Below are 13844 nucleotides of genomic sequence, written 5' to 3'. Positions count from 1 at the left end.
AATGATTGCTCTAGTTCAAATGATGGAAAAATAAGATGAAATTTTCGCAGTGGAGCCTTTTAGTAAGTAGCTTGATAGCGTTACCCAGCATTGCAGATACCGACGTTTACCTAACGAATAACTCTGATCAACCGTTAACTATTCAAGTAAAACATGAAGGCAGTGATTTGCTTCAATACGGAGAAGAGTGGCAACAACATGTGCAGGTACTTGGTCCGTGGGAAACTAAATCTGTATTAAGCTTCAACCGCTGGGAGGGCGTGAAATCAAATCAAACTTACCGTTTTGAAACCGTGGTTTCTAGCCCCGAAGGTGAAAGCATAACACTCAATCAAATAATGGAAGGCCATTGGTACAATTCGACCATTGAATACGGCTTGTCCGCAGCCGATGTCGAGTTATCTCTCAAAGATGATCGTAACATTCATCGTGCCAACACTAACGCTTTTGGTGCGAGAGAAACCGAACTGGCATTTAAGTCAGACAGTACCGCTCGATATGATGATCTTTACTACACCATCACGCCAAGCAAGGTAGCGGAATCTGTCGACAACGAAGAACAAAACCTTAAGTTGATGACTTATAACATCTGGGCGTTGACGGCTATTGCATCGCACATTGGAGATCGTTACGAACTGATTCCTCAACATGTAAAAGGTTACGATGTTTTGGCACTGCAAGAGGTGTTTGCCAGCGGCCGTGAAGCATTCTTACGTGAGTTAGCCAAGGAATATCCTTACCAAACAAAGATGTTAGATAAAGAAGGCGTTAATATTCATGATGGTGGCGTAATCATAGTTAGTCGCTACCCTATCGTGAATGAAGCGCAATATGTCTTTCCCGATTGCTCTGGTACAGACTGCTTTGCCGATAAAGGCGTAAATTATGCGGAAATAATTAAAGGTGGTCAGGCTTATCATGTGTTTGCTACCCATACCGCATCTTTCGATACAGACACCGCCCGTGAGTATCGTCAGCGCCAGTTCAAACAAATCCGCACACTCGCCCAATCTCTTAACATTCCTTCAAGCGAAACTGTGGTATACAGCGGCGACTTTAACGTAAACAAAAGAAAGTTTCCTGGTGACTACCAACAAATGATCGCTAACTTAAGTGCCATAGAGCCTCACTACTCTGGTTACACGGAGTCAACCTTTGATCCCCGTATCAATAACTTCGCAGGTGAAGCGTTATCAGGTGGCGAAAACGTGGAATACCTTGACTATGTTATGGTGAGTAGTGAATACGGGGTGAAATCATTCAATGACAACCGTGTAGACGTACCGCGCACAACCGCAGAGAGTTTATGGAAACACTACAACCTTTCTGACCATTTCCCAGTAAGCGCAACAATCAAGCCATGAAGAAAATCGCTTTGATAATCATGTCCGCCATTATGGCGGGCATGATATTTTTAACTTTCAGTCACGATGTTCAAAAAGAAGAGCTCGCTTCCTCTCCTTCCCCTAAGACAAAAAATCAGAATGTCTCCAGTACATCACCACAAACAAGCAGCATCGTGCCCGATACAGATACTTCACCACAAACCGCTAAGCTCCCTTCCACAGTTCAAATAACGACTGAGCGATTAACTCAACTCAAAGGCAGGAAACTTGTCGCCGAACTTGAGACGTTTTGGCAAGAGTGTATGTTGAACCGTAGTTGTGAAGAGCAGGTCGCCTTGTTTGAGGCGCATTTATCTTCAGCTCGATTCCAGCTTTTGGCGAACTACCCTCAGCTCAGCAGCCAATGGCAAGAGAGTGTAGGAAATTTGTTATTTGATGAGCAACAATCACTGGCGTCGCGTGTTGCACAGCTGAAGAACGAAGCAAGAAGCATCTGGGGGGAATTGGCTGATGTTGTTTTTGCGGATGAGTTCGCGCTGTACGATTTCAACTTAGAAGCCCAAAAGCTGGACACTCAAAGCCCAGATAACTTTTTGCGAGCTTTCGAGCAACTCACCATTGACTGGCAAGAACATGCAGATGCTATCGGGCTAACAAGCAACCAGGAAAAATATGAGCGTGCGGTCACCCTGATTCCTAATAGTATGAGCCTACCAGATCGCTTGGCGATGATCGCAGAGCTAGAACGAACTTACTTAACGAAAGAAGAAAGTAAAAACATTCATGCTCGTCAGCAGCAAATTACAGAGCAAAAAAAACAAGTCAAAGATTACCAACAAGCATTACAACAACTTGAGTCCAAGCTAAGAACGCAAAGAGCTTCTAGCCATTCAAATTTGTCAGAACCGGAATGGCAAAGCTATTACCAACAAGAAGTCGCGGATTTTCGTCGTGAGTTTTTTTCTTCTTAACAATGCGCTTTGACTGACTGGGAACTTAAAAAGGCACGTTGCTAACCAGCCGTCGTGCCTTATGTTCAACTCTCTACTTTTAATTCAGAACAAATTTAAACCAAATACATCTTTCACATCAAATAGCACTTTTTCGGTTTTCTCGCGAGAACGCTCACTACCTTGTTTTAAAATATCAATCAGCTGCGCTTTATCATTCAAATACATAGCGCGCTTTTCTCGAATAGGGCGAAGCATCTCTTGTAAGCATTCTTCTAACACTTTCTTGGTCAAACCATCACCTAACCCACCTCGTCGATAATGGTCTTTTAGCTGTTCGACATAATTTTTATCAGGATGAAAAGCATCGAGGTAGATGAATACAATATTCCCTTCGACTTGGCCAGGGTCCTCAATTTTCAGATGATTGGGATCGGTATACATAGATTTCACTGCCAAAGAAATCTCCTTTTTGGAGGCGCCTAAGTTGATTGCGTTCCCCATGCTTTTAGACATCTTATTTTTACCGTCAGTACTCGGCAAACGGGGTGCATCGCTAAGTAATGGACGGCATTCTCTAAGAACCTCTTTTCCACCTAGATGGTTTATTTTTCTCACGATTTCATTAGTTTGCTCTAACATCGGCAGCTGGTCATCACCCACTGGTACTAGCGTCGCATGAAACCCCGTAATATCAGCAGCTTGAGAAATTGGATACGTTAAAAAGCCTGCGGGAATAGAGCGTTCAAAGCCTTTACTTTGAATCTCATTTTTAACCGTGGGGTTTCGCTCTAATCGTGCGATAGAAACAAGATTACTGTAATACATTGTCAACTCGGCTAACGCTGGAATTTGAGACTGCAACGTGATCGTAGTTTGAGTGGGGTTGATACCAACAGCCAAATAATCTGCAACGACATTGAGAATATTAGAGGATACCTTTGATGGGTTATGCGCGTTATCCGTCAGCCCTTGCATGTCCGCAACCAAGATCGTTTGCTCGTGCTCCGTTTGCAATTTGACTCGTTGTTGCAATGAACCAATATAGTGCCCTAGGTGTAATGGACCTGTTGCTCGATCTCCGGTAAGTATAATTTCACGCTGAGATGTATTTTTATGGCTATTCATATTTGTCTCCAAGTATTTAATAGATCGCTACTGGAGATAAAAAGATCAAACACTCTTAGCTACCATCCAGCAGCTTAAGAATGTAAGTATTCCGCGCCGCTCTATTTAGAGCGCCACCAAGAGAAGGTTGTGAATGAAGGGCGAACGTGTATTTTCATGTTTTTTAAACTAACAGCACATACCGCAGAACTCAATCTGTTTTGTACTGAATTAGAGTGAGTGTTCCAACAGCCAATTAAGAGGATTACATTGGTAAAGACATCGCAATGACCAAAACCGCACCAAATACCGAACCAGAGACAAACGCACACAGTACAGTTTTGTTGTGTTTCCTTTTCATTGATGAACTCCTATCCATAACTACGATGACCAGCCCTCACATCTAATACGCATGTGGATGCATCACGACAACGAGTTAACCAACATATCGCACGTAGGACCAGTACCGCTTTGTTAAATTGGGACCTCGTCCATAACTTGGAGTGTAAATGACTCCGGAACCTACAACAGAAGAAAATTTCATCACGTTACTGTCCTACCCTCCGGGTTTGTGGCTTAATAGGCAACAGGAACACTTTTTTCTTTTGCTGCGGATACTTACATGGAAGCTGTTTTACATCAGTTGCAATTCTCTTTGTCGATAACCGGACCTATCTGTTTGATGTTGGTACTTGGCGTTCTTTTTAAGCGCTTTGGTCTAATCAACGATAATTTTATCGAAGTAGGCTCTAAACTCGTGTTTCAAGTTACCTTGCCTGCGATGTTATTTGTCAGCATTGTGGCTTCAGAACACGACTTTTCCGCGGCAAGTGGATTCGTCAATTTCGGCGTCATCGCTAGTATTTCGTTTTTCATTTTCACCTACCTTTCCGTCAAACTTCTGTTCAAAGCATCGCCTGACCAAGGCGTTCTCATCCAAGGTGGGTTCCGAGCAAATACAGGTATTATTGGTATCGCTTACGTTGCCAATGCGTATGGTTCTCAAGGTGTGGCGCTAGCAGCGCTCTATGTCGCGGTCACCACATTTATTTATAACGTCCAAGCGGTCATTTGCTTATCGCCCAAGGGGGCAACGTCTGCCTCGCAAGCAGCAAAGATGATGGGCCGAACACTGACTAGGAATCCGCTTATAATCTCCATTGTTCTAGGAATGACTTTTTATTTACTCGCTATTCCAGTACCGAATGTGGTTATTGACGCAGGAGACTACTTGTCCAAAATGACATTGCCTTTGGCGCTGTTGTGTACAGGTGGCTCACTTGACTTTAGCTTGATGAGAAAAGAGAAAGGTCCATCTTGGTTTGCGAGCAGTTACAAGCTCATCGTAGCGCCAGTCATCATCACCATGGGAGCTTACTTAGTAGGATTTCGAGGAATTGAGCTAGGTATTCTTTTCTTTATGAACGCCTCTCCAGTCGCTGCTGCCAGCTATGTCATGGCGCGTTCCATGGGAGGCAATGCCACGTTAGCTGCAAATATCATCGCACTCACTACGGTGCTTTCTACCGTGACCTGTACGTTGGGCATCCTATTTCTTAAGTTCTACAGCTTAATATAGTTGGTCCGCGATAAAATAAAGACGCTAAACGGCATTGATGTCAGTTACTGGTCGTGATTCGCAAAAGTGAGCTTTCTTACCAGACGAAAAAATTCACTCGCTTCAGATTCCGACAAACAAGAAAAAAACTCTTTCTGTAAATTCGTCATGATTTGATGAACTTGCTTTAAAGCATTTGCCCCCTCTTTTGTCATGCTTAGCATTTTAAGGCGCTGATTCGATTTACTTTTAGAAACTTGAACAAACCCTCTCTTTTCCAGATTGTCCACCATCCGCTTTGCTACACTTCGCTCAGTTCGAACCGCATCAGCCAACGCTTGCTGGCTCATAGGCTGAAATTCTTCTAAAGCGGCCAGTGCACTTGCCATTTCTAGTGTCATCAAATTTTGCCGAGAGAGCTCAGCTTGGGCACGATTGCGGTACATGCGCTGCATCACACCACAAACAAACATAGGACTTTGATCCAAAACGGAAATTGGGGAAATTTTCTGATCTTTCATCGTCGTTTTTCTTCGTTAGGCTTTCATTCGGCCGAAAAGGCTGTGCTGATACTGAACACAACACGCCGTCTTTCAGGCTCGCGTCATAGACGGTAACCACCAAGTGAAAACATAAAATAAAGAGCGCCGAAGCGCCCTTTAATCGTGTTTATTATCACTAGTATAACTCAGTTAAAACAACCAAGTCCTACTCGCTTTGCTGACTGGGTTTAGTGCTGGTCTCAGACAACTCTGCCTCAGACTCTTTTCTCGCACGTCGATCAAACAATCGCTCAACCACTACAAAGAAGATTGGGACGAAGAATATACCCAATATCGTGGCACTGATCATGCCACCAAGTACGCCGGTACCCACTGCGTTTTGACCTGCCGATCCCACACCTGAGCTGATAGCAAGTGGTACCACACCCAAACCAAAAGCAAGCGATGTCATGATAATTGGGCGCAGACGAACGCGAACAGCATGTAAGGTTGCTTCGATAAGCCCAGCGCCTTTCTCATAGTAGTCCTTTGCAAACTCAACAATCAGAATGGCGTTTTTGGTTGCCAAGCCGACCGTCGTTAATAAGCTCACCTGGAAGAACACATCGTTATCCATACTGCGCGTCATTACCGCAAGCACAGCACCAAGCACACCAAGAGGAACAACTAACACCACGGCGAAAGGTACTGACCAACTTTCATACAAAGCGGCAAGAACTAAGAATACGACGAGGATAGATAGCGCATATAGCATTGGCGCTTGGTTTCCGGAAAGGCGCTCTTCATACGAAATACCATTCCAGTTCACCGTGAAGCCTTCCGGTAGCTTTTCTACCATTGCTTCAATTTCTTCCATGGCTTCACCAGTACTTACACCAGGAGCTGCACCGCCTTGAATATTCATTGCTGGCAAACCATCAAAGCGCTGCAAAAGAGGAGAACCATATGTCCACTCGCCACTCGCAAAAGCAGAGAAAGGCACCATCTCTCCCTTAGCGTTGCGTACGTACCATGAATCGAAGTCTTTTGGCTGCATGCGGTATTCCGCATCACTTTGCACCATCACTTTCTTCACACGACCGCGATCAATATAATCGTTAATGTAAGCCCCGCCCCATGCAGCTGACAGGATTTGGTTTACGTCATTGATACTGACATCCAAAGCACGAAGTTTGACGTGGTCAATGTTCACTTTGTACATTGGCGCATCTGCCTGACCGTTTGGACGAACACCGACAAGTTTCGGGTTTTGTGCTGCCATGCCCAGAAGTTGCCCTTGAGCCGCAACTAATGCATCGTGCCCTTTATTCAACGAGTCTTGGAGATAGAAATCGAAACCTGTCGAGTTACCTAGCTCTTGAATCGCTGGAGGGGCGAACGCAAACACCAAAGCTTCTTTAATGGTAGAGAAGTACCCCATCGCTCGGCCCGTAATGGAAGCCGCATCAGCGCCAGGCGCTTCACGCTCAGACCAATCTTTCAGGCCGATAAATGCCATCCCCATGTTTTGGCCTTGACCTGCGAAACTAAATCCAGCAACGGAGAAGACAGATTTTACATTGTCTTTTTCGTCTACTAGGTAAAAGTCACGCATTTTCTCAAGTGTTTTTTCCGTCTGTTCTTGTGTTGAGTTAGGCGGCAAAATAGCCATTGAGAATACTGTGCCTTGGTCTTCATCTGGCAAAAATGACGTTGGAAGGTTCATAAATAACCAGCCAGCACCTGCACTCATTGCCAAAAATACAACCAACATGCGACCTGTGCGTTTTAGAAGTTTGGCAACGCCGGTTTCATAGCCTGCTGTCATCGCATCAAACTTGCGGTTAAACCAGCCAAAGAAGCCTTTCTTCTCTAGAAGCTCAGCATCGCCTTTTTTCAGCAACGTAGCACACAATGCTGGAGTCAGAATTATCGCAACCAAAACGGAAAGCGTCATAGCCGCCACAATAGTTATCGAGAACTGACGGTAAATAACCCCGGTAGAACCAGACATAAACGCCATAGGGACAAATACCGCTGAAAGCGTCAACCCCACACCAATCAGGGCACCAGTGATCTGCCCCATCGATTTTTTGGTCGCTTCTTTGGGCTCTAAACCATCTTCATGCATCACACGCTCGACGTTTTCCACCACAACGATGGCATCATCCACCAGCAAACCGATAGCCAGAACCATCGCGAACATGGTTAACGTGTTTACGCTAAATCCAGTCGCGTACAAAATAGCGAAGGTTCCGAGCAATACGACAGGCACTGCGATCGTTGGAATGATCGTCGCACGGAAGTTCTGCAAGAACAGGTACATGATTAAGAACACAAGAAGAATGGCTTCTAATAGCGTTTTAACCACTTCTTGAATCGAGGCTTTGACGAATGGCGTTGTTTCAAATGGGTAAGCAATCTGCAACCCTTCTGGGAACGTTGCACTCAGTTGTTCTAAGCGCTCTTTTACCGCATTGGCTGTCTCAAGCGCGTTTGCGCCAGTACCTAATGAAATACCTAAACCCGATGCTGGGAAGCCATTATATTGGCCTCGAATATCGTAACTTTCTGCACCACGTTCAACACGAGCAACATCTTTCAAATAAACATTAGAACCACTGGCGTCAGACTTAAGAATGATGTCTTGGAACTCTTCCACACTGCTCAAACGACTTGCAGACGAAATCGTTGCATTCAACAACTGGCCTTCCTGCGCAGGTGCTGCACCAAGTTGACCTGAAGAAACTTGCGCGTTCTGTTCACTGATCGCGTTCGCTACATCGATTGCGGTCAAGTTGAACTGCGTAAGCTTAAATGGATCCAGCCAAACTCGCATCGCATACTGCGCACCAAACGCCTGCACTTGTCCTACGCCAGTTACACGACTTATCGGGTCTTGAATATTCGTTACAACAAAGTCGCCGATATCGTTTTCTGTAAAGTCTGGATCTTCAGAATAAACTGCGACAACCATGAGAAATGCCGTATTGGATTTATTGACGACAATACCTTGGTTTTGTACCTCCATCGGCAATGAAGTCAATGCCAATTGCAGTTTGTTCTGCACCTGTACTTGCGCGATATCAGGATCAGCTTCGCTATCAAACGTCAGGGTAATTGTCGCATTACCAAATGCATCACTGCTCGATGATAGGTAGCGAAGGTAATCTAATCCTGTCATGTTTTGCTCGATAACCTGCGTTACCGAGTCTTCAACGGTTTTTGCTGATGCACCTGGATAGCGAGCACTGATGGTGATCGTCGTCGGTGAAATCGTTGGGTATTGCGAGACGGGTAAATTGAATAATGACATTACCCCCGCCAACATCGTTAGAATCGCGAGAACCCAAGCAAATACCGGACGATCGATAAAAAATCGTGCCATGATTACTCCTGTTCACCGTTTTGGATAGTTACCGAACTGCCTGGCCCTACCTTTTGTAAACCGGCGGTAATGACTTTATCACCCGCGTTCAAACCATCAATAATGCGCCATTGGCTATTGATCGCTTCGGCAGTCTTCACTGGTTTCGCTTCCACTTTGTTCTCGCCATTAACCGTCATCACTGTCGCTTTACCTGTCGCATCACGAGATACCGTATTTTGTGGTATTAGAATCGCATCAGGGTCGACACCAGTAATGACCGTCGCACGAACAAACATTCCAGGTAGCAACAAACCGTCAGGGTTTGGGAATTCGGCACGAAGCGTCACGCTGCCCGTACTTTCGTTCACATTGACCTCAGTAAATTTCATTGTGCCTTTGTGTTCGTAAGTGCTGCCATCTTCAAGCATCAATGTAACTTGCGCAGAGTCATCTTCTTGCATATGGCCTTGGGAGAGTGATGCTTTCAAACGCAGCAGTTGCGCGGATGATTGCACAATATCAACATTGATAGGGTCAAGCTGCTGAATGGTCGCTAATTTGGCAGCTTGGTTAGCCGTAACCAACGCACCCGCTGTCACACTCGATTTACCGATCACCCCGCTAATCGGAGCTTTGACTTGCGTATAATCTAAGTTGATTTTTGCTGTGTTGATCTTGGCTTTTGCGACTAGGACCTGCGCTTTCGCTTCTTTGTATGCCGCTTCTGCTTCATCCAAGTCTTGTTGGCTGATGGATTTTTTGGTGATCAAGGTTCTGTAACGCTTCACCGTGGCATAGGTCGACTCTGCCGCAGCTTGCGCACGGATTAATTCCGCTTCAGCGCTCAGCAAATCCGCCTGAAATGATGAATCATCAATTTGATATAGCGACTGTCCTTGTTCAACAAGGCCACCTTCAACAAAATTTCGCTCCGAAATAATGCCAGTGACTTGCGGACGAACTTCTGCTTCTTTGAATGCTCTGCTACGACCCGGCAACTCTACTGTCAATGCTTGGCGCGTTGGCTGCACTGTTAACACTTCTACTTCGGTTACGGGCGCAGGCCCCCCACCTTGGCTCGATCCTTCTTCGCTAGGTTGACATCCAACCACAAAAAGGCTCGACGCAATCAGCAGAGATAGCGTGGTTTTACGTCTCATGAATTTTTCTCTCTTATCTACCGACAAGCCTTCAAGATTCCTTATTAAAAGCTTCTAGAATGACTTAATAATGACTAATGGATGTATATCCAGAACAAATTAATTAGGATGATAAATACCCAGTGTTGTACATACAACAAAATTTACAGTTCTATACGCTTACGAAAAACGTTTATGGTAAAGGTGTTATGAAGTTCTCAAATTTGAAGATTTTGGGTTGGAAATCACATTTTCCTGTGTGCAATTGCAATGGTTAAAAAGCAGCAAAAGTGATGATAAAAGCATCATCACGCTGTACAGAGTTTGTTACCGCTGTCTAGGGTTATTTGCCCACTCTGGTATACGAACTAAAGTGAGAAAGGAATGTAAATATAGTCGAAATTTCACAAGTCAGGTTCGCCACTTATCTAAAAAATAACCCGCTAAGAAGCGGGTTATTTCGTCAGTGAGATTGCTGTTCTCAGCTTATACTTTGAACTGACTGACCTGATGATCTAAACGTTGAGTTTGCTCTGACAACATGGCTAAAGAAGCTTGCGCTTGGTTTACGATTTCCACAATTGAAGTGCTACTGTCTGCAATGCCTTGTACGTTGCTATTTACTTCGTCACTTACTGTACTTTGCTGGCTCGCAGCCGTTGCAATGTGTGTATTCATCTCGTTCATACGTGAAATCGCGTTCAAGATTTCAGAAAGGGATTCACTCGCTCGGCCAGCGGACTTGATCGTTTCATCACTGCTATTTTGGCTACCGCGCATCACTTCTACAGCTTGTCCTGCACCAGATTGTAGCTTTTCAATCATGGTTTGGATTTCTCCCGTACTCTGTTGCGTACGACTGGCTAAAGAACGAACCTCGTCCGCTACCACAGCAAAGCCTCGCCCTTGCTCTCCAGCGCGAGCCGCTTCAATGGCTGCGTTAAGCGCTAATAAGTTTGTTTGCTCGGCAATACCACGAATTACATCCAGTACGGACGCAATGTTACTCACATCATGATCCAATGTGTTAATGACGTGGCTTGCGCTTTCGATTTCACTTGCGAGGCTGCGAATTGAGCTAACCGTTTGATCCAAAATAACATTGGTATTGGTAAGTTCATCATTCGCTGTTTGGCTCGCAACCGCGGCTTCGTTAGCGCTATCGCTTACATTTCTGCTGGTGACTTGCATTTCGTGCACTGCCGCCGCTACCGCCTCACTATCTTTTTGCTGAGAAACGGTCGAGTTCGCGATGGTCTTGGTCAACGAGCTAAGATTTGCCATTTCGTTACGTAGGGTATTTGAGCTTTCAATTACCTGAGCGACTGTCACTTGAATTTTGGACACAAACTGGTTAAATGCGTCTGCTAAATTGCCAATTTCGTCTTGTGTTTTTACATCGATTCGCTGACTTAGATCACCTTCACCGGACGCAATTTCTGTCATCGCATTTTTAATATCATTGATAGGCTTCACAACCGTTTGCAACAACAAAAACGCCATCGCAATAGCGGCCAGAATAACAATCACAATGCCCGCTTCAAGAATGAGTTCTGCTCTTGTTGCAGCCGCTGATATTTCGTCCTTCAATTGGCTTTGCTTTTCTTCTATTGCATCTTTTACAACGTTAAGCTGCGCTCTAACCTCGATAAATTGGTCTTCAAAGGTATGTTTGTGCTCATTGTAGTAACCACGCCATTGAGATTGAGGTAAACGTAGCATCGCCTCATAACTTGCTAACCATTTTTCACCCAAAGAGACAAGCGTTCGAACTTCATTACCATGTGTAGAAGGCGTCACACCGGCTTGCGATAGCTCAATCATTTGTTCCATACGCGGCAGCGCTTTGTATGCGTTGTCTTTGTATTCACCGATGTGGTGATCAATATCGGTTTGAGTATCAGAAAGAGCAACACCTTGGATTGCAGATGTAGCTTGGTAAAGATCGCGGTAAGCATCCTCAATCGTTAATAAGTTCGGCACGATCTGTTCGTTGAGTGTCTCACTCAATTCAGATTGCTTCCAACTTGTCATAACGTTTAATACAGAGCTCACAATAAACAATCCAATAATCAATGACAGCGGAATCACTATCTTCTGCTTGATCGTTAAGTTCTGGAACATGAATAGACTCTCTTTATTTATGGTATACAAACTGCCGGAAATTATATCAAACAAATAGAGTATACTATTAGGTAAAAGAGGCTATTCAACATGAAATCTAATGACTTTTTGACAAGGGTTCTAATTTCAACAATTAGTTGATTTTATACAAAATTTAACAAAGAGATCTTTTCAAAAGATGCAAATTAAAATGCTCTTTCAAAACGAAAAATATGTAACAGAAAGTGAATTAAAAGGGATCACATTTTGAAGAATAGATCGACTCAATGATTTACTGAGAACACATACAAAACACAGTTCTTGGATTGAGCACCACCGCGGAATATGCAAAGGTCCGAACATTTCTTCTAAAGCTCAAAAAAACCATTGTTTATCTGACGTATTTAAGGGTACTCCTTGATGATGTTAGTCGTGATGTTGGCAGACAGGATGCTTACAAGTTTTCGAAGTTAACCAGTAGCACAGTGAACGATTCAGATTTTCTTGAGCGCCAAGGCAATAAAAAAGTTTGCTATTTTCCTCTCAAGAGACGCATTAAAGAAAATAATGCAACCTAGTCACAAAGTCTTGCTACATCTTCAGAAAAGAATGATGTTGCTAAACAAATCTGGTGCAGCATACACATTGAAGCTAAACTCGTTTAAGGAACTTTTTCATATCAATATGAGAAAACATAGATTTCTCAAAGTTACACCGACCATTCAACGATTAAACTAATGTTAGCGTACCGGTACGTCCAAAAACTCCATGCATGAACCATTTGAAAGAGCCAAAATGTTCCAACCCAACTTCGCCTCAGTGGAGTGGCGAGTCGTTTCGCTCGCTCTCCTACTCTCTCTTCCTAACACAGCTCAAGCGGATCCACTAGATAAGGAAATTAGCAACCTTCTCCAACAACGTTTTTCTATCGCGGTTTTGCTGTCCGACACTGACGCAATTGCGTTTGGTATTGGCGACTTTGATCCGAATGCATTATTTGATACCGCCAACCCAGAGTTCGGGACTGACGAGTCAATCAATGAACGTCGAAGCAAATCCGTATATGTTCTCCCTTACACGACTAACTTTGACATAGAGGGCAGCGAGGACTTACATGAGCTGTCGTTTAAGGCATTTACGATACAAACAGAGAATGATCTCAAACTATTCGGCACAAGTAAGGATCTTCTCAAGGAAAGGACATACGGTGCATCGATTGGTTATGGGTATCTATACAAAGCAAGTGAAAACGTCACCCTTAGCACCAGAACGACGACTCACCTTATGCGTTATAAAAACTCATTCTCTACCGATAATAAACTTTCATCCATCATTGGAAGAATCCTAGACGGCCGTGCCGTTAACGTTTCAGCATGGGCGGCAATAGTTCAACCATCCATTAAAGCCAAATACACGTCTCCCACAATTTGGGGGAAATGGCATGCCAGTTCGACATTGAATTCATTCATTGGGCACAGCTGGGGAAGCGCAAATAACGGCAATATAGGCAACCCTAAAGGTTGGTACCTATCTAATGAAATCACCGGTTACTACAATATTTATCACGGTGAGCAGGCTTTATTTACCGGGATTAAAAGAGTAGACCTTTCGCATGATTTAAGCGATGAACTGGGAAGTCCGCATTACTACGAAGCTTCTATAGGATGGCTATTTTATGCACCAAAGCCCTTTGATTGGTTGGACAATTTCGGCATAGGCGTTAACTTCAACTACGGCTCGACTCTCAGAGGCGGCAGCATTCAGCTTTACTACAACAAACAATAAAGCC

General features: G+C 44.2%; 9 protein-coding genes. 4 read left to right on the top strand and 5 right to left on the bottom strand.

Annotated elements, in window-relative coordinates; genetic code table 11:
* Positions 1-35: 35 nt before the first annotated feature.
* Positions 36-1364, top strand: a complete 1329-nt coding sequence (locus R7F67_RS09885; RefSeq protein ID WP_042522087.1) for a sphingomyelin phosphodiesterase — start codon at positions 36-38, stop codon at positions 1362-1364.
* Positions 1361-2317, top strand: a complete 957-nt coding sequence (locus tag R7F67_RS09880; RefSeq protein ID WP_213905328.1) for an ATP-dependent dsDNA exonuclease — start codon at positions 1361-1363, stop codon at positions 2315-2317. The genes R7F67_RS09885 and R7F67_RS09880 overlap by 4 nt, the downstream gene beginning before the upstream one ends.
* A gap of 84 nt (positions 2318-2401) precedes the next feature.
* Here the strand turns inward: R7F67_RS09880 and trpS are convergent, their stop codons facing one another.
* Positions 2402-3424, bottom strand: coding sequence for a tryptophan--tRNA ligase (trpS, locus tag R7F67_RS09875; protein ID WP_213905330.1), 1023 nt, complete (start codon positions 3422-3424; stop codon positions 2402-2404).
* A gap of 601 nt (positions 3425-4025) precedes the next feature.
* On the opposite strand from trpS, the gene R7F67_RS09870 reads away from it, so the two are divergent.
* Positions 4026-4982 carry an AEC family transporter gene (locus R7F67_RS09870; protein WP_258473566.1) on the top strand — a complete coding sequence of 319 codons (957 nt, stop codon included), beginning with the start codon at positions 4026-4028 and terminating at the stop codon, positions 4980-4982.
* Positions 4983-5026: 44 nt separating this feature from the next.
* On the opposite strand, the gene R7F67_RS09865 is transcribed toward R7F67_RS09870, so the two are convergent.
* From R7F67_RS09865 to R7F67_RS09850, 4 genes are all read right to left on the bottom strand, one after another.
* Entirely contained in the window at positions 5027-5482 is a 456-nt protein-coding gene (locus R7F67_RS09865) for a MarR family winged helix-turn-helix transcriptional regulator (RefSeq protein ID WP_017635039.1), read from the bottom strand.
* Between the two features lie 187 nt (positions 5483-5669).
* The gene (locus R7F67_RS09860) at positions 5670-8831 is read right to left on the bottom strand and encodes an efflux RND transporter permease subunit (RefSeq protein WP_054577971.1); all 3162 of its coding nucleotides are present in this window, start codon (positions 8829-8831) and stop codon (positions 5670-5672) included.
* Between the two features lie 2 nt (positions 8832-8833).
* Positions 8834-9973: an efflux RND transporter periplasmic adaptor subunit gene (locus R7F67_RS09855; protein WP_017635040.1), complete on the bottom strand. Its 1140-nt coding sequence runs from the start codon at positions 9971-9973 to the stop codon at positions 8834-8836.
* 465 nt (positions 9974-10438) lie between these two features.
* Entirely contained in the window at positions 10439-12076 is a 1638-nt protein-coding gene (locus R7F67_RS09850; RefSeq protein ID WP_005378266.1) for a methyl-accepting chemotaxis protein, read from the bottom strand.
* A 774-nt stretch (positions 12077-12850) separates the two neighbouring features.
* Between R7F67_RS09850 and R7F67_RS09845 the strand changes: the two genes are divergently transcribed.
* Complete coding sequence (locus R7F67_RS09845; RefSeq protein ID WP_017820055.1) at positions 12851-13840, top strand: Solitary outer membrane autotransporter beta-barrel domain; 990 nt, start codon at positions 12851-12853, stop codon at positions 13838-13840.
* Positions 13841-13844 lie beyond the last annotated feature (4 nt).

Source organism: Vibrio sp. YT-17 (assembly GCF_033337375.1).
In the GTDB taxonomy this organism is placed as follows: Bacteria; Pseudomonadota; Gammaproteobacteria; order Enterobacterales; family Vibrionaceae; genus Vibrio; species Vibrio alginolyticus.
This window is presented reverse-complemented; position numbering and strand designations above follow the sequence as displayed.